The following is a 23,837-nucleotide window of genomic DNA, read 5'->3' on the forward strand; positions in this document are numbered from 1 at the left end:
GACAATTGTCCTCAAATAGAGTGGAACCGCGGAGTGATATCTTCGTCTCTATATGGCCTTAACAGCCATATAGGGACGTTTTTTGTTATAATAGAAAGGAAATAAAACCATGGGATTTGTCAAACATATAAAAGAAGAATTTCAGGTTATCCGGGAAAGGGACCCGGCGATCAAGACGCCGCTGGAAGTCCTTCTGTATCCCAGTTTTCGAGTCATGATCCAGTATCGAAGGGCTCATAAGCTCTATGAAAAAGGTCATTATTTCCTTGCCAGGTGGATTTCCCAGAGGGCAGCCAGAAAAACAGGTATTGAAATCCATCCTGGGGCAAAAATAGGAAAGGGACTGTTTATTGACCACGGAACCGGTGTGATCATCGGTGAGACCACAGTCATTGGGAATAATGTCACCCTCTATCAGGGTGTGACACTGGGCGGTACGGGCAAAGAGACCGGCAAGCGCCATCCCACCCTGAAGGACAATGTGATGGTAAGTGCCGGAGCGAAGATACTCGGCTCCTTTACCATAGGGGAAAATTCCAAGATCGGTGCCGGAAGCGTAGTGCTGGAGGAAATACCGCCAAACTGTACCGTAGTCGGTGTGCCGGGCCGTATTGTGAAGCGGGAAAACCAGAAGGTACCCAGAAGTGATATGGACCAGGTGCATCTGCCTGACCCGGTACTGGAGGACATCAGAAAACTGCAGAGTGAGAATGAACACCTGAAGTCCAAGCTGCAAAAGCTGGAATACGCGCTTCAGGAAGTAATAGAAGAAAAGGAGTAAAGACATGAAGATTTATAATACCCTGACAAAGAGAAAAGAAGATTTCGTTCCCCTGGAGGAAGGAAAAGTAAAAATGTACGTGTGCGGACCCACCGTATACAATTTTATCCACATTGGAAATGCAAGGCCCATGATCGTATTTGATACCGTGAGAAGATATATGGAGTACAAAGGATATGATGTAAATTATGTATCCAATTTCACGGATGTGGATGACAAGATCATTGCAAAGGCCATTGAGGAGGGTGTTCCCGCGGAAGAGATTTCCGAGCGCTTTATCAAAGAATGTAAAAAGGATATGGCGGACATGAATGTAAAGCCTGCCACTACCCATCCCCTGGCAACCCAGGAGATCGACGGTATGATCCATATGATCCAGACCCTTATTGACAAAGGGTTTGCCTATGCGGTAAACGGTACGGTATACTTCAGAGTGAAGAATTTCAGTGAGTACGGAAAGCTGTCTCACAAGAATCTGGATGATTTGCAGTCAGGATTCCGTTCCATCCAGGTATCAGGCGAGGACCAGAAGGAAGACCCCTTAGACTTTGTACTCTGGAAGCCGAAAAAAGAAGGGGAGCCTTACTGGGTATCCCCCTGGAGCGAGGGAAGGCCGGGCTGGCATATCGAGTGCTCTGTCATGTCTAAAAAATATCTGGGTGAGGAGATTGATATCCATGCAGGCGGTGAGGACTTGGTATTCCCTCACCACGAGAATGAGATCGCCCAGTCTGAGTGCTGCAATGGCAAGATCTTCGCTAAATACTGGATGCACAATGCATTTTTGAATATTGACAACAGGAAGATGTCAAAATCGCTGGGCAATTTCTTTACAGTACGTGAGATTGGCGAGAAATACGACCTGCAGGTGCTCCGCTTCTTTATGCTGAATGCCCATTACAGGAGTCCTCTCAATTTCAGTGCGGAGCTGATGGAGGCTTCCAAGAACGCTCTGGACCGTATTGTGACATGTGTGGACCAGTTAAAACACCTGCTTGAAAATGCCGGGGGTGAGGAGATTTCAGAGGCAGAGCGGGCACTGCTTCCTGAGATCGAAGGCTATGTGAAAAAATACGAGGAGTCCATGGAGGATGATTTCAACACAGCGGATGCCATTGCAGCTGTTTTCGAGCTTGTGAAATTCACCAACACCCAGGCGGGAAGCGGCAGCACAAAGGCATTTGTAAAGCTGCTCTTTGATAAGATCACAGGCTTGTGTGATATACTGGGACTGCTCGTGAATAAAAAAGAAGAAGTTCTGGACTCTGATGTGGAGCGCCTCATCGAAGAACGCCAGGCAGCCAGAAAGGCAAAGGATTTTGCACGTGCGGATGAGATCCGTGACCAGCTTGCCTCCATGGGCATCATTTTGAAAGATACAAGAGAAGGTGTACAATGGAAGAGAGCTTAAAAATGCTGAAAGACATGTTTGGCCTGGAGGATACGGATATCAGAACGTATTCTCCTCTGACCCTGGCCTATATCGGGGATGCCATCTATGAGCTGGTCATCCGCACCATTTTGGTGGAAAAGGGTAACACGCAGGTAAATAAGCTGCATAACCGGGCAAGCAGGCTCGTGAAGGCGTCTGCACAGTCCGCCATGATAGAGAAATTGAAACCTCATCTCACAGAGGAGGAGACAGCGGTATTTAAGCGGGGCAGAAATGCAAAATCTTATACCATGGCCAAGAATGCCAGCATGTCAGATTACAGAAGGGCAACCGGTTTTGAGGCGCTGATGGGATATCTGTATCTTACGGAGCAGTGGGAACGGATGCTGGAGCTGATTAAAACAGGTATGGAAGAAGGAGAAGCAGATGGAAGAGAAATTCCAGGAGAGTAAAGTGGAAGGCCGCAACGCAGTGCTGGAGGCATTTCGTTCCGGCCGGGTAGTGGACAAGCTGTTTGTGCTGGAGCGATGTGAGGACGGCCCTGTCCGCACCATCTTAAGAGAGGCGAAAAAGCATGATACCATGGTGCGGTTCGTGAAAAAGGAGCGCCTGGACCAGATGTCAGAGACAGGAAAACATCAGGGAGTCATTGCCATGACGGCGGCCTATGATTACGCTGAAGTGGAAGATATTCTGAATAAGGCAAGAGAGAAAGGGGAACCGCCTTTTGTGGTGGTCCTCGACAACATTGAAGACCCTCACAACCTGGGGGCCATTATCCGTACTGCCAACCTGGCAGGTGCCCACGGGGTTGTCATACCAAAAAACAGGGCGGTGGGGCTTACGGCCACTGTGGCCCGTACCTCGGCAGGCGCCCTGAATTACACGCCGGTGGCAAGAGTGACCAATATTGCCAGGACCATTGAGGAGCTGAAGAAGGAAGGCCTGTGGTTCGTCTGTGCGGATATGGGCGGCACCAGCATGTACCAGCTTGATCTAAAAGGCCCGATTGGTCTTGTGATCGGAAACGAAGGGGAAGGCGTATCCAAGATGGTAAAGGAAAAATGCGATTTTGTGGCCTCCATCCCCATGAAAGGGGATATTGATTCCCTGAATGCTTCTGTGGCTGCAGGAGTATTGGCTTATGAAATTGTGAGACAGCGGCTTTTAGGATAAAATATGGATAATTACGAACGATTTACGGACGAAGAATTGATTGAACGGCTGAGAAGCGGTGAGCAGGAGCTGGAAGACTATCTCATGGAAAAATACAAGGGGATGGTCCTGAAAAAAGCCCATGCCATGTTCATTGTGGGCGGTGAGAGGGAGGATTTGATCCAGGAGGGAATGATCGGCCTGTTTCGGGCGCTGAGAGATTATCAGCCGGGGAAAAGCGCCACATTCGCAACCTTTGCCAACCTGTGTGTGGAACGGCAGCTCTATAAGGCCATTGAAATGTCGGGAAGGCTTAAAAATAAGCCCCTGAACTCTTACATTTCCCTCAGCGAGGAGGAAAGTCCTATCTTGGACAGCCTGGTCTTTGAGCAGCAGGATCCGGAGGCCATTGTCATTGACAGGGAGAATGTGAATGTCATACAGGAGAAGATCAGACAGCATTTAAGCCCTTTTGAGACCCAGGTGCTGGATTCTTATCTGGAGGGTATGACGTATACTCAGATTGCAGAAGATATGGGAAAAAGCCCAAAGTCCATAGACAACGCCCTGCAGAGAATACGAGGGAAGATCAGAGAATTTTTAGAGTAAAAAACAGCATTGACATATGGACATTTTGGTGGTATCTTAGTACACAATAAGACGAAGGGATGTGATTGCGCACATGGAGGATAGCGACGATAGTGATAGTGCATATAGCAGATTAGCTGCCCCATGTCGTATTATGGATAGGTAAGGCGTGGTCTGTATACGGAGAGATCCGGATACAGGCTGTGCCTTTTTGTGTTTTTTTAAAACCCCGCTGTCATGAGGGGAAATTCCATAGTACGATTTTAGGAGGTATATGAGTTATGATAGGAGCAATACTTTTACAGGTTATTTTGATTTTTTTGAATGCTACATTTGCCAGCGCGGAGATTGCAGTGATCTCCATGAATGAGACACGGCTGCGGAAGCTGACGGCAGATGGTGATAAAAGGGCTGTGAAGCTGTCTGCCCTGACAGAACAGCCGGCCAGATTTTTGGCGACGATCCAGGTTGCCATTACCCTGGCGGGACTGCTGGGAAGTGCGTTTGCTGCGGAAAATTTTGCCGGGCCATTGGTAGGAAAGCTTATAGCCGCAGGGGTGTCCATACCGGAATCAGTGCTGAAATCCATAGCTGTATTTCTGATCACGCTGATACTGGCTTATTTTAATCTGGTATTTGGTGAGCTGGTACCCAAAAGGATTGCCATGAAAAAGGCCGATTCCATGGCGCTGTCCATGTCGGGCATGCTCTATACAGTGTCCAGAGCATTTGCGCCCCTGGTGTTTCTGCTGACGGTCTCCACAAACTTGATCTTGAAACTTATGGGTATCAATCCGGAAGAAGAGGAGGAGAAGGTTTCCGAGGAGGAAATCCGTATGCTTCTCATGGAAGGAAATGCCCAGGGAACCATTGATACCCAGGAAAATGAGATGATCCAGAATATTTTTGATTTTGACGATATGGATGCGGAGCAGATCTGTACCCACCGTATTGATGTGGATGCCCTGTATCTGGAGGATGATATGCAGGAATGGGAGGATACCATATGCCGCAGCCGTCATTCTTTTTATCCCGTGTGCGGTGAGAGCTGTGACGATGTCGTGGGAATCCTGGATACCAGGGACTATTTCCGTATGAAGGACAGGTCACGTGAGGCTGTCATGGAGCAGGCTGTGGATAAGGCGTGGTTTGTGCCGGATGGAATGAAAGCAGATGTGCTCTTTTCCAATATGAAAAAGAACAGGACATATTTTGCTGTACTGGTCGATGAGTATGGCGGTGTATCAGGTATCATCACTCTCCATGACCTGATGGAGGCCCTTGTTGGGGAGCTTTACGAGGAGGAGGAACCTCTGCGGCCGAAAGAGATTGAGAAAATCGGAGAAAAAGAGTGGAAGATACAGGGCTGTGCACCGTTGGATGACGTGGCGGAAGCTCTGGGCGTCCGCCTTCCAACCGATACTTATGACACATTTAACGGATTTATCTGCAGTATTATCGGAAGGGTGCCAAAGAACGGCGAGCGGTTTGAGTGCGAATTCTCAGGTGTGCGGGTAAAAGTGCACTCTGTGGAAAATCACAGAATCGGCAATACCACGCTCCATCTGATTGACGAAAATCCTTTACCCTGTTAAAATAGTAAGAAGTAAAGTAACGGTTCAGCATGCCTGCGCATTTACTGTGAGGCCGTAAGAAAACGTTCAGCAGCCGGGCAGAATTCCTATTGTCAAAGGCAGTTTTTAATGGTTTTTTGGCCGGTAACTGTGAGGATACTGAACAGTTACGAAGTAGAGCTGTAAAGTGTTTCAGCGAATAGGACGGGAGGCAGTAACATGAAAGAAAAAACAATTCTGGTAGTAATACCTGTGAGAGAAGAACATAGAGAGCTTCTGGAGGAGGCAGCGCCGGGGAACCATTTTGTATACTCTTCGATCAAAGAGGTGAGCAGGGAGCAGGTGCAGGAGGCGGATGTGATACTTGGAAATGTGCCTGCAGATAAAATCGGAGCCTCAAAAAAACTGCAGTGGCTGCAATTGAACTCCGCAGGTGCTGACGCATATGCCGGGGAGGGTATCCTGGATGAAAACACCATTGTCACAACATCCAACGGGGCTTATGGCAAAACCGTATCTGAGCATATGTTCGCCATGCTGATGGCCATGCAGAAGAAACTGCATCTCTATCGTGACAGCCAGAATAAGCACATCTGGGATGAACATGGGACGGTGACATCTATTGCGGATTCCACCGTGCTTATCTTTGGAATGGGGGATATTGGCCGCCATTTCGCCAAGATGGCCCATGCTCTGGGTGCTTATGTGATCGGCGTTAAGAAAAGTCCGGGGAACTGTCCGGAGTATATCGACGAACCGCATTTGATGAAGGATTGCAGAGAACTGCTCCCCCATGCGGATGTGGTGGTTTCCTTCCTGCCCAGTACATCGGAGACTAGAGGATTATTCAACAAAGAGCTGTTTCATCTTATGAAACCGGGCGCATTCTTCTTAAACGGAGGCCGCGGTGATGCGGTCTGTACCGAAGATCTCTGTGAGGTGCTGGATGAGGGACGTCTGGCGGGCGTGGCCCTGGATGTGGTAAAACCCGAACCTCTTCCGGCAGAACACAGACTGTGGGATTATCCCAATGTATTCATTACGCCCCATGTGTCAGGCTTTTATCACCTTCCGGAAACACTGGATAAGGTGGTGAATATCTGCACGGAGAATCTGAAGCGGTATATGCAGGGGCAGAAGCTTAGAAATCTAATGGATTTCCAGGCAGGATACTGCAGCGGAAACAAAAAATAAGACAGCGAACCTCCGTGCGGCGCTGAAGTTTAGACGCCGCACAGAGACTGCCTTACACCGTTCTGGCTGCTGCGACAAAAAAATTAAAAAGTTTTCAAAAATATCTTGACATTTGACACAACTTTTGTTAGAATTCTTAATTGTGATGACGAGTTACACAGCGCATCACAAGGAATGCTGCCTTGGCTCAGTTGGTAGAGCGTCGCCTTGGTAAGGCGGAGGTCGGCGGTTCAAATCCGCTAGGCAGCTTGAGGAAAGCCCTTGAATTTTCAAGGGTTTTTTGTTTTTTCTAAGTACCTTTCTTCCTTCCTCCATCCGTATCTTTTTTCAAATCTTTGTCCTTTGTTAAAGTTTTATTTCTGGCCAAGTCCATCATTCGATCCTTTTCCCTTTTCAAAATTTTGCATTGCAGATTGGCTCAATATTTTCTCTTTCAGTATTCATATTCTTCTCTTGCGCTGATTTCCGTGCGGTCGGAACAGAAATATTTCTATATCTGTTGTCCGAATTTCTTGTGGCTGCTATCTCTGAATTACTGCTTGTGTCAAATGACACAATTGGTAAAAATTGGAAATAATCCCATGTGTAGAAATTTTCACTCTAAAATTGTGAAAAAATCACAATTGACCAGTAGAAATATTTGTGATAATATGCAGTTATAAACAAAAAGGTTCGTTTTTATAGATGCATCTGAAAAATGAATGGCAACTAAACAAAAGAAAAGTTGGTGTCATATGACACAAAGGAGAAGGTAATGAAGAGAAGCGAATATGATCAGATTAAAAGAGAAGGGCTGGAACTGATGAAAAAGGCCGGTATTTATCTGACGCCGGAAGAGGAAGAAAGGATGGAAGTCACAGATTTTGGCTTAAATGATCCTTACCATGAAGGCCTTATGCTGCATGTTTATGTAAATACAAAGAGATGCTGTGCCAAAGAACTGCCAATGCTTCCGGGTCAAATTTGTGCAGAACACAGACACCCGCCGCTTGGACCGGATAATCCGGGAAAAGAAGAGACTTTCCGCTGTCGTTATGGGGAAGTGTATGTTCATGTTCCTGGTGAACCGACACTGAATCCGAAAGCCAAAATTCCGGCGGGGAAGGAAGATGTGTATACAGTCTGGCATGAAATTGTTTTAAAGCAGGGGGAGCAATACACGTTGGCACCGAATACAAAGCATTGGTTCCAGGCAGGACCAAGCGGCGCTGTGGTTTCGGAATTTTCCTCTTACAGCGAAGACGGAACGGATGTCTATACTGACCCTGAGATATCAAGATTTACAACAATAGAAGATTGAGAAGCGGGGACTGTCTATGATCGTACAAAGACTGGGAGGCTGCAAATGGCAGTATAGAGATACCCGGGAGAAAGAATGGCACGATGCAGAAGTGCCCGGTACCTTGTTTATGGATATGATAAAGGAAGGGAGGATTAAGAAGCCCTTTTATCGTTTCCAGGACAGAGAATTTCAAGAGCTGGCAAAAAATGATTATGAGTATGAGCTGTGCTTTAAAGTACAGGAGGATGTGCTGTTCAGGGAAAAACAGATTCTGGTGTTTGAGGGGATTGACACCATAGCGGATATTTATCTGAATGGAGTAAAGGTTGCCCGGACACAGAATATGCACCGCACATACCGCTTTCCGGTAAAGGGGATACTGAAAGAGGGGGAAAACCTGCTGCACATTACACTATATTCACCGGTGCGCTATATAGAGGAGCAGCACAGGAAACATCCTCTTCCTGAATTTAACACGGCCAGTCCCCACGGATTTTCGCAGATACGGAAGACTCACAGTTCTTTTGGGTGGGATGCAGAGCCGAATGTGCCAGATCTGGGAATTTGGAGAGACGTATACATAGAGGCATATGATAAGGCAGGAATAGGGCATATTTATACCCGGCAGAGACATGAAGAGGGAAGGGTTTTCTTAAAAACAGAGGTATTGTCAGATGCGGTATGCGATGAAGCAGATGTAAGGATCATTCTATACAGCCCGCAGGGATTGGAACTATCCCGAAAACAGATAAGATTCCGGGAGTCTTTGGCAGAAACCTGGATGGAGATTGAGAATCCTGAGATTTGGTGGCCAAATGGATATGGAGAGCAGCCCCTGTATGAGATCTGCATCAGAATGCAGTGCAGGGATGAATGGGAAGAGAAGCATTTCTTTGTGGGGCTTCGTACTATAGAAGTGAGAAGGGAAGAGGATTCCTTTGGAGAAACTTTTGCCTTTTATGTAAATGGCATCCCCGTTTTTGCGAAAGGAGCAAGTTATACTCCTCCGGATAAATTCCTGACAGCCTGCCGGGGACAGCGGCACCGGGAATTGATACGTCTCTGTAAGGAGGCCAATTACAACTGTATCCGTATATGGGGCGGGGCGGTGTATCCTGACGATGAACTGTATGATCTTTGCGACAGAAACGGGATTTTAATCTGGCAGGATCTGATGTTCGCCTGTGCCTTATATCCTTCAGATGATGCATTTCTTGCAGATATCAGGGAAGAGGTGAAAGACAATGTGATCCGGCTTCGCAATCATGCCTGCCTTGCGCTTTGGTGTGGAAATAACGAAAATGAATGGTTTCATGACTATGAGCACCAGGCAGAAGGGCTGACCCAGGAGCTGAGAATGAAGAATCTGCAGCAGTATGAGGTGCATTTGGCTGAAGTGGTTCGGAAATATGATCCGGACAGACTGTTCTGGCCCAGCTCACCGTCCAGCGGAGGGGGGTATGATGATCCGAATGGATATGCAAAAGGGGATGTACACTGTTGGTATGTGTGGTATCTTCCTGCAAAACCGTATACTTTTTACAGAGACTGTACAGGGCGGTTTATCAGTGAATTTGGTCTGGAATCTTTTCAAAATTTCAAAACATTGCGCAGTTATCTGGAACCGGAGGACATGAGCCCTAATTCGGAAGTCATGGATCATATGCAGCACTGCAGTGATAATTACTGCAATATGGGCAACGGAAAAATTATGAATTATATCTTCCAGGAGGTACAGGCTCCCCGGACATTTCAGGAATACATTTTTGCATCCCAGTATGCACAGGCGGAGGGGATCAAATACGGAACCTGTCATTTCCGAAGCATGAAGCCAAGATGTATGGGGGCGCTTTACTGGCAGATCGTAGACTGTTTTCCCGGAACAAGCTGGTCCGGCATTGATTATGAATACCGTTTGAAGGTTCTGCATTATTATGCCAGACGTTTTTTCAGACAAGTCATCTTGTGTGTGAAGGAGGATAGGTTTGAATCACGGAGAATGGAGATATTCGTGGTAAATGACTCCCCTCGGGGATTTACAGCAAAGCTTGCGTGGGCATTGAAAGATTCGGCAGGGAATACAGTAAAAAGCTGGGAAAAGATAATACAGGCAGAAGGATCTTCTTCCGCTGTTTTTCAGGAAATAGACTGGTCAAAGGAAATAGAGGAGGAAGAGCGGAAGAAGTATTATCTGGAGTTATTTTTATACAGCCGAGATGGGGAAATCCTCTGTGAGGATACATATCTGTTTGTAAAACCAAAGCATTTTCAATTCCTGCATCCCCAATTTATGGTTGATGTACAGGAAGAGAAGGAAAAGTATGTTCTAAATATTCAGACTTCTTGTTTTGTAAAATGCATAAAGATGGATATGGAAAATAATGACTGCGAATTTTCGGATAATTGCTTCGACCTTTCACCGGGAAGAACGAAAAGAGTGGAGGTAGAGAAAAGAAGTCTTCGGCGCCAGATTTCAATGGAAGAGCTGAAAAAACAATTGTTTTTTGAAAATGTAAACGACATCGGTAAAAATATAATGTAAATTGGGAGGAAAAAAATGAGAAAAAGAATTGCTGTGTTATTGGCAGGTGTTATGGTCTGTTCTATGCTGACCGCATGTGGTTCTGCAGATGAACCCCAGGAAGAGCCAGAAGCAAAACAGGAGGAGGCAAAAGAAGAAAAGCCGGAAAATAAAGAAGAAAAAGAAACGGAGCCTGAGGCTGACGCAGAGGCGGGCGGGGAGTTCACAGAGGAAGTAACGCTGGATGTTGCCATGATGTGGCCTCTGGACAGCACGACGGACGCAAAATCCTATGCGCTGAACCGCGCCATTGAGAGACTGGAGAAGGATTATCCCAATATAAAAGTTAATTATGATGGTTCTGTACACGATGATTATCAGACGATCATGATGACGTATGCGGCAGCAGATACGCTCCCTGACGTGTTTAACGTAAAAGGGGCATGGATTCCAAATCTGGTGGAGAATGAACAGATCGGAGCAGTTGATGAATTCTTTGAAAATGATAAGGATTGGTCAGGAAAATTTGATGACGAGGTGTTGTTTGATATGGAGTATGACGGTCATTACTATGGCGCGCCATTCCAGAATCTCTGCTGCTCTCTGGTAATATACAATAAGGAAATTTATAAATCTGTTGGGTACGAGAAGTTCCCCGAGACCTGGGAGGATATGATGGACTGCTTTGCCAAGCTTAAGGATGCAGGTTATGTACCTTTAGGCGTGGGAAACAGCGGACAGTGGGTTGCCAATTCCTGTATTTTCGGAGCTATGGGAGACAGAGGAGCCGGCGGCAAATGGTATGAAGATATTATGGAAGGCACCGGGGACGGATTCTTGGACAAAGATATGCTCAAAGGTGTTGAGAAGATGGCAGAGCTGGCAGAAAAAGAATATCTCAATACAAACCTGAACAGTATTGACCAGTTTGAAGTTATGCCTCCGTATCTGAACGAAGAATATGCCTCTTATGTGGATGGTTCTTGGACTTTTGCCACTTTGATCGCAACAGCAGGTGATAACACAAGCGTGATCGAAAAGTCAGGCGTGGCTGTTCTGCCTGCAATAGACGGAGGGAAAGGAAATTATCCCGCAACACCAGGCGGATCCGCATGGGGGCAGGCTTATAATGCAAAGCTTACAGGTGCTAAAAAGCAGGCGGCAGAATTATTTATCAAATATACTTCAGATGAAGAATGGTGTAAGGACCTGGCTGAAAAGGGCGATTTCGGAGGTATGAACATTGATTACGATTACAGTGCTATTTCACCTCTGGTGCAGGAATATGCACAGCTCAAAAACAGTGTGGAAAAGACACCACAGTATGACTGTCACTTTGACACTTCTGTAATTGATGCCATGAATACCAATTTCCAGGAGCTGCTCATTGGAGAAATCACTCCCGAGGAATGGGGAGAGCGTGTTCAGGAAGAATATGAGCTGATCCTGGAGTGACAAGAGGTAAGTAGTTTTGTACACAAGAGACCGGCTCCTGCGGGTCGGTCTCAGCAGACAAATTTAGAAAGGCGGTGGCTGCCAAATGGCAAACAACAAGGTACTGCAGCCTAAGAAGAGAACTCTTTTTCTGTATATGTTTCCAAGTGTGGTGCTGTTTCTTGTATTTACAGCAATACCTATAATCATGGCAATTTATTATTCTTTATTCAACTGGTCAGGAGGAAAGAAAAAGATATTCCTGGGGTTGGGCAACTATTCCAGATTATTGGGAGATTCCATATTTGGAAAGGCTCTGCTCAATAACTTTATCCTGGCAGCCTGCTGTGTGATATTCCAGGTAGGGATTGCTTTTATTATAGCTTCCCTGATCTGTTCCAAAGGTTTAAAATTGAAATCTTTTCACCAGTTTGCAATTTTCATGCCGGTTGTCCTTGCTCCTGTTGTTGTGGGGTTTCTATGGAAGATCATCTATAACCAGGATTACGGACTTCTGAACTTTCTGCTCAGGTCTGCAGGACTGGAAAACTGGATCCGGCCATGGATCGATGAGGTGGATATTGTCATGAAATCCATAACGGTGCCCATCGTATGGCAGTGGATTGGGCTGTATGTAGTTATTTTTGTCAGTGCCATGAAGAATATACCGGAAGAGATTTTTGAGAGTGCGGCTCTTGACGGGGCGGGCGGAATCAAAAAAGCTGTTTTCATCACATGGCCTATGACAATGGATACCGTGAAGATTTCAGTTATCCTGGCTGTTTCCGGATGCATGAAGATCTTTGAGCATATTTATATCATCACAAGCGGAGGTCCGGGTACTGCCTCTATGGTGGGCGCTATGTATGCTTACAAGACTTCCTTTATAAAACAGCGGTTTGGATATGGTTCTACCATATCGGTGGGGATCATGGCGGTAAGTCTGACACTGGTGCTGATATGTAACGTGATATTCGGGAAGGGAAAGAAGAAATATGAATAAAACATATGGAGTCACGCAATTAGCAAAAAAAATCCTTATGCTGCTGGTAAATGTGCTCATAGCCGTTCTGTCTCTTTTCTGCCTGTTTCCTGTAGTGTGGATGATATATTCTTCCCTGAAGGATGAACCTTCTTTTTTGAAAAATTTAATAGGGCTTCCCACCTCCCTTCATTTCAGCAACTATATATCTGCAATAAAAACAGGAAAGATGGATGTGGCATTTGTCAACAGTGTATTGGTCAGTGTGGCAGCTGTGGCAGCTCTTGTCTTGATCGCTTTTGTGGCGGGAGTTGTATTTGCCAGATACCAGTTCAGAGGCAAAACAATTCTGTACACCATGTTCCTGTCAGGGATGCTGATACCGGTTCACAGCCTCTTAATACCTATTTTTGTGGAGTTAAAGCTATTTACACTGAATAATAATAGGTTTATACTGGCTCTAGTCTATGCCGCGTTCGGGCTGCCAAAGGCCATTTTCCTGGTGACCAGCTTTGCTGCCACCATACCAAGAGAAATTGAGGAAGCTGTGATCATTGATGGGGGAAATACCCACGATATCTTCTTCAAAGTGTTTTTGCCAATATCCAAACCTATTCTTTCGACCGTGATCATTTTGAGCTTTTTGGATGCATGGAATGAATTTCCGTTCTCTTTGGTACTCATGGGAAAACCTGAGCTGAAAACGCTGCCGATCGCGCTGACATATTTTACAGGACAGCATTCCGTCCAGTATACGCCCATGATGGCAGGGCTTACTATAGCCACACTGCCTGTTGTGATCGTATATTTTCTGTTTCATAAAAAAATTATGGAAGGGATGGTGGCTGGCTCTGTGAAAGGTTAAAACTTCAGCAGACAAGGAGAATATAAAATGGTAAGAGATCATTTAAAACTGGAGGTAGTAAGACTTTATTACCTGGAAAATTTAAGTCAAAGTCAAATAGCAAAGCAGATGGATATTTCGCGCTCCTATGTTTCAAAACTATTGATAGAAGCCAGGAAAGAAAAACTGATAGAGATAAGAAGCAGCAATCCATGGCTGATTGAAACGGAGGAGGAAAAGTACCTCAGAAAAAAATACGGGTTGAAAAAGGCCTTTATGGTTTCAGCAGGCAGAAAAAAAGAGGATGGGAAGAAAGAGGCCTATTATCAGGAGCTTGGCAGGGTTTTAAATGATATTCTGAACGCCATTGTAAAAGATGGGGATACCATTGGTGTTGCATGGGGCAGGACGATCTATGAGTGTTCTAAAAGGCTGTCCACAGAACAGGAGTATAAAGACATAAAGGTAGTCCAGTTATGCGGTGGGCTGAGCCAGAATCAGAACAGCACATTTTCGGGGGAGATCAGCAAAAATTTTGTCTCCGTATTAGGTGGAGACGCTTACGCTATGACAGCGCCGGCTATTGTGGAAAACAAAGCATATAAAGATATATTCCTGAAAGAACACGGAATAAGCCAGGTTATGCAGTTATGGGAAAATATGAATATTGCTGTATTTACGGTAGGTAAATGTGAACAGCAGAGTTCCCTGGTCCGTTCCGGCTACATTCCGGAGGAGATGATAGAACATCTAAAAAATACCGGGGCTGTGGGAGAGGTGTGTACCCATTTTATCGACAAAGAGGGCAGATGTGCCAATCAGGATCTGGAAGACAGGACCATAGCCGTTCCCATGGAGCAGCTAAAAAAATGTGAGTTCAGGATCGCAGTGATCCTGGGGGAGAAAAGACTGGAAACTCTCCGCGCGGTCCTTCATGCAGGCTATGCCAATGTTCTTATCATTGATGAAGAAGCAGCGGAGAAATTGATTCAGGAATAAAAGGAGAGGTATGTTAGCTTACATATTTGATAAAAAAGGAAAACCGAGATTATCTGAGAAAGAAAAACCATCTCTGCGGGAGGGAATCGGGGCGGTCATAAAACTAAAAGCCTGTTCTGTCTGTGGGACGGATATCCGTACCTATCGGTTTGGGAGCAGTAAAATCCCAGATGGAAGGATTATGGGACATGAGATCGTGGGGCAGATCGTGGAAGTAAAAGAAAAATACAGCAATGCATTTCCAACAGGCACGTATGTATCCATGGCGCCTGCCATTGGATGCGGGAACTGCAGAAGCTGCAGGCAGGGATTTACCAATATGTGTGATGACCTGAAAACCATAGGATTTGAATATGACGGAGGTTTTGCCCAGTACATGGCTGTTCCGGCATGTGCATTTGATATGGGAAATGTTTATGGGCTGCCGCAGGAAGAAGATATTACAAAATATACATTGAGTGAACCTCTTGCCTGTGTCATGAATGCGCAGTCTTATTTGAATATTGCTCCGGGGGAGTGTGTCCTTATCATAGGGAGCGGTATCATCGGCTGTATGCACGCAGAGCTTGCCCTGCATGCAAATGCGGGAAAAGTAGTGATAGCAGAGACCTCACAGGGAAGGATCAGACAGGCAGAGAAATTGCTGGAGGGAGTTACTTTTGTTGATTCTTCAAAGGAAAATCTGGAGGAAAAGATAAAAGAGTTTACAGAGGGAAATGGCGCGGATGTTGTGATAACCGCCTGTTCCGTAGGAAAAGTGCAGGAACAGGGCATGGGGCTTTTGGCAAAGAGGGGCAGGATATCCCTGTTTGGAGGATTGCCGGGGGAATCAAAAGGTTATTTGGACAGTAATCTGATCCACTACAGGGAATTATCTGTTTTTGGTGTCCACGCATCCACTCCGAAGCAGAATAAACTGGCAATGGGATATATACGGGACGGTGTCATAGATGCGGAAAAATATATCAGTGCCCGCTATCCGCTGGCACGTGCCGGGGATGCTTTTGCGGAAGCAGAAAAGGGAGAAGCCATGAAACTGGTGATCACAATGTGAAAAAGCCAAGAAGGAGAGGGAAGACAGCTTATGAAAGCAGTTAGAATGTATGCACCGGGGGATTTAAGGGTGGAAGAGGTTTCCATTCCGGAAATAGAAGAAGATGAAGTGTTGGTAAAAGTTATGGCTGTGGGGATCTGTGGCTCAGATATTCCCCGGGCCAATAAATATGGGGCACATGTTTCCCCGATCATCCTGGGCCATGAGTTCGGAGGTGTTATCATAAAAAAGGGAGAAAAGGCTGATAACTTTCAGGTGGGGGACCATGTGACCGCTACGCCTCTGATTCCCTGTTATTCCTGTCACTGGTGCAGGGAAGGACAGTATTCTCTGTGTGACAACTACGACTATTATGGTTCCAGAAGAGACGGGGCTATGGCACAGTATATTGCAGTGAAGACAAGTAATATTTTAAAAGTAGACAAAAATGTTCCTTTTGAAGATATAGCCACAGTGGATCCCTGTGCAAATGCGCTTCATGCCATGTTCAAAGCCGGTTTTAAGTCGGGGGAAACGGTATGCATTTTCGGGGCAGGGGCAATCGGTCTTTTTGCAGTGCAGTACGCAAAAATACAGGGGGCAGGAAAGATCATCACTGTGGATGTATGGGAGAAAAAACTGGATATGGCAAAAGAAGCAGGTGCAGATCACGTCATTAACTCTTTGTACGCAGATGCCATTCAGGAAGTGAAAAATTCGACCGGAGGAATTGGAGCCGATGTAGTGATTGATTTTTCGGGTTCTCCGGCTGCGCAGAAACAGTGTATCCGCTGTGCAAGAAAGCAGGGCAAAGTGGTACTTCTGGGAATCTCACATCAGGGTCTTGCCTTGTCGGAGGAGGAAGTGGACTATGTTATGAGAAGTGAGATTGAGATTGTGGGGTCCTGGAATTCCTTTACCAGGCCATTTCCGGGAAGAGACTGGACAGAATCCATCAAACTGTATGAGAACGGCATGTCAGCAAAGGGAATCATCAGCCACAGGATCGGTTTGGAGGATGTACCTGAAGTCTTTCAGAAAATTGACGCAGGTGGTTATTTCTTCAGCAAAATCATGATATTTCCCAATGGTCAGGAGGCAGCATGAGAGAGAACAGAGAGATTTTAGGACATATTGACCATACCCTTTTAAAAGCTGCCGCAGACTGGAAAGAGATCCGGAAGCTGTGTGAGGAGGCTATTTTATATGAGACCGCTTCTGTCTGTATTCCGCCCTGCTATGTGGAGAGGGTACATAAATGCTATGGGGACCGCCTGAATATCTGTACGGTCATTGGTTTTCCCCTGGGATACAATACGAGGGAAGCCAAGGTGTTTGAAGCAAAAGACGCGGTATCCAAAGGAGCCGGGGAAGTAGATATGGTGATCAATATCGCTGATTTAAAAAATGGGGATACCGTGAAGGTGACAGAAGAAATCCGTGCTGTAAAAGAAGCGGTAGGGGATGTTGTTTTAAAAGTGATCATTGAGACCTGTTATCTGAGTGAACAGGAGAAAATTGCCATGTGCAGGGCAGTTACCCATGCCGGTGCAGATTATATCAAGACCTCTACAGGCTTCGGTACAAAAGGGGCTGCGATTGAGGATATCCGTCTGTTTAAAAAATATATTGGGGAAAATGTAAAAATAAAAGCAGCGGGCGGAATACGGACCAGAGAAGATCTGGAAGCATTCCTTTCTGAAGGATGCAGCAGGATCGGAACAAGTTCGGCGGTAAAACTACTAACAGAACCAACAGATTGATTTCAGACGGCAGGTTTGCCGCAAGGGGGACGAAAATTGGACAGGCAGTTACTTATGGCGGTGGATTTGGGGACCAGTTTTATTAAATGCGGTGTGTATGACACACAGAGTAATTGTGTGGAAGAAGCCATGGAACCGGTGAAGGATGAAAGGCCTGCGCCGGGAGTGTTTATTCAGAAGGGCGAAGATTTGTTTGCCTCTGTTGTTCATTGTATTAAAATGGTTTCAGAAAAACTTGGGGAACAGGCACAGGATCTTGCAGCGATCGCCTTTACAGGACAGATGTCGGGATTCATGGGGGTGGGGAAGGACTGGGAGGATATTACCACATGGTCCTGTTCCCTGGATTCCCGGTATATGCCTTATGCAAAAAGGCAGATGCAGGAACTGAAAGATAAATTTCTGGAGATCAGCGGGACAAATTTTCCGCAGATGGCACCAAAATATGAATGGTTTGCCGCTGAATACCCGGAACTTTCTGAAAAGATAGAAAAGTATGTGATGATCAGCGGCTATGTTATCGGAAGACTGGGAAATCTCGGGACAGAGGATGCTGTGATGGACCGCTCCTATGCTTCCTGGACAGGGCTGGCAGATATCAGGGATAACACCTGGTCAAAGGAGATTTGTGAGAATATAGGGCTGGATGAAAAATTTCTGCCCAAAATGGTGGGGTCTAATACAATCTGCGGATATCTCGGCAAAGAGGCAGCAAGGGCAGTGGGGTTAAAAAGCGGTATACCTCTTGTCTCCGGGGCAGGGGATAAGGTGGCAGGATGCCTGGGCGCCGCAAATGTGGAGGCAGGAGATATTGTGTTCGAGGCCTCGTCATATGGGGAGATCAGCTGCTGTGTGGAAGATTACCGCCCGGATGTGCAGGAAAAACGACTGGATATACTGGCAGCCGCGGTGCCGGGAAAGTATTATGTGACACATTTTATTGCTGGCTCAGGTATTACGCTGGATTGGTTTGTGAAGCATTTTGTCAGAAAAGAGGAATCATTAAAAGATGCCTTTGCCAGAATCGACCAGGCAGCTAAAGCGGTTCCCGCAGGTTGTGACGGCATGATGGCCATGGGCCTGCTGGGAGGCAGTTCCATGCCTTTGTCGGAAGATTTGAAAGGCCTATTTATGGGGTTTGACTGGAGCCATGATACAGAACATTTCTATCGTGCACTTTTGGAGAGTTTTTCTTATGATTTTTCCCTTGCATTGGAACGTGTAGATTGTTTGTATCCGGAATACTCCTGGGATACTGTTAAGATGATTGGCGGAGGGGCGAAGTCTGCCCTGTGGCCTGCAATGGCTGCCGATATCACGGGGAAAAAACATGGTACCCTGGACAGAGGGGATGTGTCCATGTGGGGGGCATGTATCCTTGCAGGAAATGCCGTAGGTATTTTTGAAAATCCGGAGGAGACAGCAAAAAAACATGTAAAGGTTTCTAAAATATATCAGCCTTCTGCGGCTGACTGCAAATTATACGAGGACAGGAAACGTTTGTATAAAGCATATATGCAGGAATTGCCGGCTTTTTATAAAAGGCTTGAAAAATGTTCGTGAGGATAAAATATGGAGAAGATTAATCTGAATCAAGGATGGAAGCTGCATGATTCCCCTCTTTACTGGCAAAAGGAGAAACTGGAAGCAGTGAGAGCATTTCAGGATGGCTGGCTTACCTGTGATGTGCCTGCAGATGTCAGAATGCCGCTGATTGAAAATGGGGTGATTCAGGACCCCGTAACTGCGGATCATTGTCTGGAATCAGAGTGGGTGGAAAAGCGGGCGTGGTGGTTTTTTAAAGAATTTGAGCTTTCCGGTTTATCAGGAAAGACATTGGAACTGGTTTTTGAAGCACTGGATACAAAGAGTGATATATTCATAAACGGGCAGTATGCAGGTAGTCATAGAAGCGTACATTATCCCTTTGTTTATCCTGCCGGACATATGCTGAGAGAGGGGAGAAATGAGATCGCTGTGCGTGTATCCACAGGACTTGAAGACGTTACAGATGAACAGCTCTCTCAGCTCAACTGGGCTGTGTGCCGGGAGGATGACAATGGAGGAAAATACCGAAGCGATTACCGCAGGGCTTTTGTGCGCAGGCCTCAGTACACGGTAGGATGGGACTGGGGGCCCCGTGTAGTTACCTGCGGCATTGTGGGGGATGTATATCTTCTGTCCTGTGGAAAGGCTGTCATCAGGGATGTGGAAGCAAAGACGCGGCTGCACGGAGATACTGCCGGCCTGACGGTGACAGCGGAGGTGGAAAGCCTGCCTATGGTATCTACCCAGACCTGTGATATTCAGGTGACGATCTCTTATGAAGGAGAGTGTTGTGCTGCATCTGTCTTGAAGGATCAGCTTCTGACCTCGGGGATGAATTATTTTTGTCTAGATATGGAGATAGAACATCCGAGGCTGTGGTGGCCAAATGGATATGGTGAGCAGCCATTGTACCGAATCTCAGTGGAGATGATCCTGGACGACAGTAGTAAGGAGTACAGGGAAATCACATATGGTATCCGCTCGCTGAAACTGGATACATCGCCTATGAGGGGAGAGAAAAGAAAGTTTCAGTTTTATGTCAACGATGTCCCTGTTTTCTGCAAAGGCGGTGACTGGATCCCGAATGACTCCATATATGCCAGAGTTACAGACCGGAAAATAGAGAAGCTTTTAGAGGAGGCAGTGAATGCTAATTTCAATATGCTGCGCATCTGGGGCGGGGGATTGTATGAGAGGGAAGGTTTTTATCAGCTCTGCGACCGGAAAGGGATTTTAGTATGGCAGGATTTTATGTTTGCATGTGCCACTTATCCGGACCATTTGGAATGGTTCCGGAGGGAGGTGCAGAAGGAACTGGACTATCAGACCAGACGTCTTCGCAGCCATGCCTGTATGGCATTGTTCTGCGGTAGTAATGAGAACCACTGGCTCTTTAATTCCCAAGATAATCCCAGGTGGCAGGTTGCGTTTACCAGGGAGCAGCCATTGGGGCTGTACATATCTAATGTTCTGGCTAAAAAGGTCATACATGCCAACTGTCCGGATATCCCCTATTGGAACAGTTCGCCATATGGGGGGAAGCTGCCAAATGATGATTCCTGTGGAGATGTACACAGGTGGCATAACGGTTTTATGAGTCAGGATATGGAGGAACGTATAGAGCCGGTCCTGTATGATGAGGTCCGCTCCAGGTTTGTCAGCGAATATGGCTGTATCGGCCCGTGCTGTGTAGAATCCATATGCGAATATATGGGAACAGACAAAGTGGAAAGAAGCGGCAGAGCATGGGAAATGCATTGTAATGTTTTTGAGAGAGACAGTGTATATGCGGGGATTCGGAAACACTACATTGACCAGCCTGAGAGATTGGGGATGGAGGAGTATGCCCTCTATGGCGGTATGTTCCAGGCTCTGGTCTTAGGGTACTCTCTGGAAGCCATGCGTGCACGGATGGATTGTTTCGGCGCCTTATTCTGGATGTACAATGATACCTGGGGGGAGACAGGATGGACTGTCATAGACTATTATCTGAGAAGAAAAATATCTTATTATGCGGTGAAACGGGCACTTGCTCCCATCAGGCTTGTTATGCGCCGTGAAAATGATGAACTGGTTATATGGGGACTCAATGATACAAATGCAGCTGCCCAGGCAGAAGGAGAACTGGGATATGTTTCTTTTGACGGAAGGGTAAGGAAACTGAAGCCTGTTATATTTAAACTGGAAGCAGCGTCGAGGAAATGTGTGCTGCGGGAAAGGCTTCCAAAGGAAGATTACAGGAAGGGCAGTATTATGTTCCTGGCATCAGGGGGACCGGAGGAAAGTGTATATTTAAGGATAGGGGATATACGCACTCTGGAGTATGATAAGAATTCGATCGAAGTCTTACAGACAAAACAAACAGGACATTATACCCATGTGACGGTAACAAGCAGAGGTTATGTCCATGGTGCGTATGTGAAAGGCAGATATTCCTGTTCAGATAATTATTTTGATATTCTGCCGGGGGAAATAAAGGAGATTTTGGTAGAGAATCAGGAGAAACACGCACTCCATTTTGGACAGGTAAGGTAAAGGGGGAAGAATTTTATGAATCAGACAAAAAAGCTTCAGACATTATTTCCAATTGGCACCAAGTATTCCGCTTACAGAGACAGAAGCAGCCGGCATTGGGAGTATGACTTTCAAAATATGAAGGAGTGCGGTATGGACACTGTCAGGGTCCATGCTACATGGGGAACCATAGAGCCGTCGGAGGGCGAGTTTGATTTTTCTTATTATGATGCTATTCTGGAAGCAGCAGTAAAACATGGACTTCAGGTGATCTTTACTTTATATTTGGTGTGTACGCCTGAGTGGGTGTATGAGAAACATCCTGACAGCCGTTATGTATCAGCAGCCGGAACCGTATGGACGCCTCATCAGCAGGCGGATGCGGCCACAGGCGGATGGCCGGGATTATGCCTGGACAGTGAAGCACACAGGAAAACCATTGAAAACTTTATCCGTGGGTTTACAGAGCATTATAAAGGGAATGGAAATATCGTTGCCTTTGATGTGTTCCATGAACCTACAGAGGAGCCCTCTCAGCAATATTACCAGAATGAATGGAGAGAATTGGTTTATTGCTACTGTGAGCATTCAAAGGAAAAATTCAGAACGTGGCTGAAAGAAAAGTATGGTTCTTTGGAAAAATTAAATGAAACATGGACAAGACAATACCAAAACTGGGCACAGGTAGAACCGCCGCGGTCTGTAGGCGTGTATACAGATTGGCTGGACTGGAAGTATTTCCGATCTGACGCGCAGGCGGATGCCATGAGATTTTTGAGTGAGACGGTTAAAAAGTATGATGAGGACAGATGTACGGTGGTACATACTGCCATTTATGAGACGGGACATCCGGTGGTGACATCCAATGACCATTATAAACTGGCCGGTACAACAGATATGCTGGGAAGTTCCATGTATGATTTTGTCAATCCGGAGATCACGGCATTTGTCTGTGACCTGCTGCGAAGTGCAGGCGGCAATGGTCCATATTGGATTGGGGAGACAGGCACCGGAGCAGGTCCCATGTATGTCTTTATTGGGGAGAGGACAGAGGACAGTTTTTGTTTCTCCATTCCCATTACCGGAGATGAGATCAAACGGCAGACCTGGGGACAGATCGCCAGGGGAGCGAAAGGGATCCTTTTCTGGGGATGGAGGCCCGAACTTTCCACGGTGGAGACCATATCACTCGGTTTTACAGAGAGAAACGGGGAGCCTACCGAGAGATGCCGGGCACTGAAAGAGTTTAATCAGGTATTTCAGCCATATAAAGAACAGCTTGCTGAGGCAATGGCTCCAAAGAGTGAGGCTGCCATTCTCTATAATCTTGACAGTATTTTTACAGAGGGCCTTATTTCCCTGGGCTTATCGGGAAGCTGTATGATACGGAAGCAGAACAGATACTATAAAGATTCCCTTTCCTTGATGGGTGCTTATAAACTATGTATGCAGAACCAGATACAGCCGGATTTTGTATGTAAAGACCAGGTCTTGAACGGAGAACTTGAAAAATACCGGATTCTGCTGCTGCCATACAGTGTCAACCTGTCTTCTGACATGGCAAGAGCCATTGAAACGTTTGTTCGCGGCGGTGGCAAAGTGATCAGTGACGGTCTGTGCGGATATTTTACGGACAATGGATGGGGAGCAGAAGTGTGTCCCGCCGGGGGTCTTGACCAGGTGTTTGGACTGCATGTAAAAAGTGATTACAGAACGATCAATGAGGAGGATATTATTCTGGACGGCAGGCGGTATGAACATACAGCAAAAGTCATAGCTGAAAAAATCGTGCTTCATGAAAATGCGGAAACGGTAGCCACACTTTCCGATGGCCTGCCTATTATGACAAAAAGCACATACGGCCAGGGAAAGACTGTCTACCTGGGAACCTTATTTTTTGCAAATGCAATGTGGAATTATTCAGGGGATACAAACAGACTTTTCAGAAAAGCACTTGATATGGCAGAATATCATTCGGATATTTGTTTAAGGGGACAAAAGGAAGAGCAGAATGTGGAAGTCCGTGTATTGGAACGGGAACAGGATAAGTTTGTCTTTCTTATTAACCATGAAGCAGAGCATTTGGGCATCAGTCTTGATATGAATCTTGGATGGTGTGCTGAAGTAACGGATATTGTAAAGAAAGAGACCCGGCATTCCGGAGAAGTGTTGAAGATGACATGTAATCTGGAACCACAGGAAGTGAAAATCTTTCACTGCATAAAAGAGTGA

Annotated in this window: 19 protein-coding genes, 1 tRNA gene and 1 other annotated feature (1 of these 21 running past the window's edge); all 20 genes read left to right on the forward strand. The window is 46.1% G+C overall.

Going from position 1 to position 23,837, the window contains the following annotated elements; translation table 11 throughout:
- Nucleotides 1–53, forward strand: a binding site (T-box leader); it begins 160 nt to the left of the window's first position.
- A gap of 56 nt (nucleotides 54–109) precedes the next feature.
- The 20 genes from epsC (at nucleotide 110) to C6P39_RS17990 (ending at nucleotide 23,837) form a co-directional block, all read left to right on the forward strand.
- Nucleotides 110–781 (forward strand): serine O-acetyltransferase EpsC, encoded by a 672-nt coding sequence (gene epsC, locus C6P39_RS17895; protein WP_095171074.1) that lies wholly within the window; start codon nucleotides 110–112, stop codon nucleotides 779–781.
- 4 nt (nucleotides 782–785) lie between these two features.
- Nucleotides 786–2,192: a cysteine--tRNA ligase gene (gene cysS / locus C6P39_RS17900; RefSeq protein ID WP_095171072.1), complete on the forward strand. Its 1,407-nt coding sequence runs from the start codon at nucleotides 786–788 to the stop codon at nucleotides 2,190–2,192.
- Nucleotides 2,177–2,626 carry a Mini-ribonuclease 3 gene (locus C6P39_RS17905; protein WP_095171070.1) on the forward strand — a complete coding sequence of 150 codons (450 nt, stop codon included), beginning with the start codon at nucleotides 2,177–2,179 and terminating at the stop codon, nucleotides 2,624–2,626. The genes cysS and C6P39_RS17905 overlap by 16 nt, the downstream gene beginning before the upstream one ends.
- Nucleotides 2,601–3,350, forward strand: coding sequence for a 23S rRNA (guanosine(2251)-2'-O)-methyltransferase RlmB (gene rlmB / locus C6P39_RS17910; protein WP_104804706.1), 750 nt, complete (start codon nucleotides 2,601–2,603; stop codon nucleotides 3,348–3,350). The genes C6P39_RS17905 and rlmB overlap by 26 nt, the downstream gene beginning before the upstream one ends.
- A 3-nt stretch (nucleotides 3,351–3,353) precedes the next feature.
- A complete protein-coding gene (locus C6P39_RS17915; RefSeq protein WP_095171065.1) occupies nucleotides 3,354–3,938 on the forward strand; it encodes a sigma-70 family RNA polymerase sigma factor in 585 nt (194 codons plus the stop codon).
- A gap of 260 nt (nucleotides 3,939–4,198) precedes the next feature.
- Complete coding sequence (locus C6P39_RS17920; protein WP_095171063.1) at nucleotides 4,199–5,512, forward strand: hemolysin family protein; 1,314 nt, start codon at nucleotides 4,199–4,201, stop codon at nucleotides 5,510–5,512.
- Between the two features lie 198 nt (nucleotides 5,513–5,710).
- Nucleotides 5,711–6,685, forward strand: a complete 975-nt coding sequence (locus tag C6P39_RS17925) for a D-2-hydroxyacid dehydrogenase (protein WP_104804707.1) — start codon at nucleotides 5,711–5,713, stop codon at nucleotides 6,683–6,685.
- A 176-nt stretch (nucleotides 6,686–6,861) separates the two neighbouring features.
- A tRNA-Thr gene (locus C6P39_RS17930) sits at nucleotides 6,862–6,934 on the forward strand.
- Nucleotides 6,935–7,439: 505 nt separating this feature from the next.
- Nucleotides 7,440–7,985, forward strand: coding sequence for a D-lyxose/D-mannose family sugar isomerase (locus C6P39_RS17935; protein WP_104804708.1), 546 nt, complete (start codon nucleotides 7,440–7,442; stop codon nucleotides 7,983–7,985).
- Nucleotides 7,986–8,001: 16 nt separating this feature from the next.
- Nucleotides 8,002–10,509 (forward strand): beta-mannosidase, encoded by a 2,508-nt coding sequence (locus C6P39_RS17940; protein WP_104804709.1) that lies wholly within the window; start codon nucleotides 8,002–8,004, stop codon nucleotides 10,507–10,509.
- Between the two features lie 15 nt (nucleotides 10,510–10,524).
- Nucleotides 10,525–11,943: an ABC transporter substrate-binding protein gene (locus C6P39_RS17945; protein ID WP_095170984.1), complete on the forward strand. Its 1,419-nt coding sequence runs from the start codon at nucleotides 10,525–10,527 to the stop codon at nucleotides 11,941–11,943.
- 85 nt (nucleotides 11,944–12,028) lie between these two features.
- Nucleotides 12,029–12,925, forward strand: a complete 897-nt coding sequence (locus C6P39_RS17950; protein ID WP_095170982.1) for a carbohydrate ABC transporter permease — start codon at nucleotides 12,029–12,031, stop codon at nucleotides 12,923–12,925.
- A complete protein-coding gene (locus tag C6P39_RS17955; RefSeq protein WP_095170980.1) occupies nucleotides 12,918–13,769 on the forward strand; it encodes a carbohydrate ABC transporter permease in 852 nt (283 codons plus the stop codon). Before C6P39_RS17950 ends, C6P39_RS17955 begins: the two co-directional genes overlap by 8 nt.
- A gap of 27 nt (nucleotides 13,770–13,796) precedes the next feature.
- A complete protein-coding gene (locus C6P39_RS17960) occupies nucleotides 13,797–14,747 on the forward strand; it encodes a sugar-binding transcriptional regulator (protein ID WP_095170979.1) in 951 nt (316 codons plus the stop codon).
- A 10-nt stretch (nucleotides 14,748–14,757) separates the two neighbouring features.
- Entirely contained in the window at nucleotides 14,758–15,801 is a 1,044-nt protein-coding gene (locus tag C6P39_RS17965) for an alcohol dehydrogenase catalytic domain-containing protein (protein ID WP_095170977.1), read from the forward strand.
- A 30-nt stretch (nucleotides 15,802–15,831) separates the two neighbouring features.
- Entirely contained in the window at nucleotides 15,832–16,887 is a 1,056-nt protein-coding gene (locus C6P39_RS17970; RefSeq protein ID WP_167388439.1) for a galactitol-1-phosphate 5-dehydrogenase, read from the forward strand.
- A complete protein-coding gene (deoC, locus tag C6P39_RS17975; protein ID WP_095170973.1) occupies nucleotides 16,884–17,543 on the forward strand; it encodes a deoxyribose-phosphate aldolase in 660 nt (219 codons plus the stop codon). The genes C6P39_RS17970 and deoC overlap by 4 nt, the downstream gene beginning before the upstream one ends.
- Nucleotides 17,544–17,579: 36 nt before the next feature.
- The gene (locus C6P39_RS17980; RefSeq protein WP_095170970.1) at nucleotides 17,580–19,106 is read left to right on the forward strand and encodes a xylulokinase; all 1,527 of its coding nucleotides are present in this window, start codon (nucleotides 17,580–17,582) and stop codon (nucleotides 19,104–19,106) included.
- Nucleotides 19,107–19,115: 9 nt separating this feature from the next.
- The gene (locus tag C6P39_RS17985) at nucleotides 19,116–21,626 is read left to right on the forward strand and encodes a glycoside hydrolase family 2 protein (RefSeq protein ID WP_104804710.1); all 2,511 of its coding nucleotides are present in this window, start codon (nucleotides 19,116–19,118) and stop codon (nucleotides 21,624–21,626) included.
- A gap of 15 nt (nucleotides 21,627–21,641) precedes the next feature.
- A complete protein-coding gene (locus tag C6P39_RS17990; RefSeq protein WP_095170966.1) occupies nucleotides 21,642–23,837 on the forward strand; it encodes a beta-galactosidase in 2,196 nt (731 codons plus the stop codon).

This window comes from Blautia marasmi (assembly GCF_900258535.1).
Taxonomy (GTDB): Bacteria; Bacillota; Clostridia; order Lachnospirales; family Lachnospiraceae; genus Blautia; species Blautia hominis.

Bases quoted from the DNA above. Each gene is read 5' to 3' on its own strand.
- C6P39_RS17925 (WP_104804707.1), top strand. From the start codon at position 5,711: ATGAAAGAAAAAACAATTCTGGTAGTAATACCTGTGAGAGAAGAACAT.
- C6P39_RS17920 (WP_095171063.1), top strand. From the start codon at position 4,199: ATGATAGGAGCAATACTTTTACAGGTTATTTTGATTTTTTTGAATGCT.
- C6P39_RS17935 (WP_104804708.1), top strand. From the start codon at position 7,440: ATGAAGAGAAGCGAATATGATCAGATTAAAAGAGAAGGGCTGGAACTG.
- C6P39_RS17950 (WP_095170982.1), top strand. From the start codon at position 12,029: ATGGCAAACAACAAGGTACTGCAGCCTAAGAAGAGAACTCTTTTTCTG.
- C6P39_RS17945 (WP_095170984.1), top strand. From the start codon at position 10,525: ATGAGAAAAAGAATTGCTGTGTTATTGGCAGGTGTTATGGTCTGTTCT.
- C6P39_RS17990 (WP_095170966.1), top strand. From the start codon at position 21,642: ATGAATCAGACAAAAAAGCTTCAGACATTATTTCCAATTGGCACCAAG.
- C6P39_RS17960 (WP_095170979.1), top strand. From the start codon at position 13,797: ATGGTAAGAGATCATTTAAAACTGGAGGTAGTAAGACTTTATTACCTG.
- rlmB (WP_104804706.1), top strand. From the start codon at position 2,601: ATGGAAGAGAAATTCCAGGAGAGTAAAGTGGAAGGCCGCAACGCAGTG.
- cysS (WP_095171072.1), top strand. From the start codon at position 786: ATGAAGATTTATAATACCCTGACAAAGAGAAAAGAAGATTTCGTTCCC.
- C6P39_RS17905 (WP_095171070.1), top strand. From the start codon at position 2,177: ATGGAAGAGAGCTTAAAAATGCTGAAAGACATGTTTGGCCTGGAGGAT.
- C6P39_RS17985 (WP_104804710.1), top strand. From the start codon at position 19,116: ATGGAGAAGATTAATCTGAATCAAGGATGGAAGCTGCATGATTCCCCT.
- epsC (WP_095171074.1), top strand. From the start codon at position 110: ATGGGATTTGTCAAACATATAAAAGAAGAATTTCAGGTTATCCGGGAA.
- C6P39_RS17955 (WP_095170980.1), top strand. From the start codon at position 12,918: ATGAATAAAACATATGGAGTCACGCAATTAGCAAAAAAAATCCTTATG.
- deoC (WP_095170973.1), top strand. From the start codon at position 16,884: ATGAGAGAGAACAGAGAGATTTTAGGACATATTGACCATACCCTTTTA.
- C6P39_RS17965 (WP_095170977.1), top strand. From the start codon at position 14,758: ATGTTAGCTTACATATTTGATAAAAAAGGAAAACCGAGATTATCTGAG.
- C6P39_RS17940 (WP_104804709.1), top strand. From the start codon at position 8,002: ATGATCGTACAAAGACTGGGAGGCTGCAAATGGCAGTATAGAGATACC.
- C6P39_RS17915 (WP_095171065.1), top strand. From the start codon at position 3,354: ATGGATAATTACGAACGATTTACGGACGAAGAATTGATTGAACGGCTG.
- C6P39_RS17970 (WP_167388439.1), top strand. From the start codon at position 15,832: ATGAAAGCAGTTAGAATGTATGCACCGGGGGATTTAAGGGTGGAAGAG.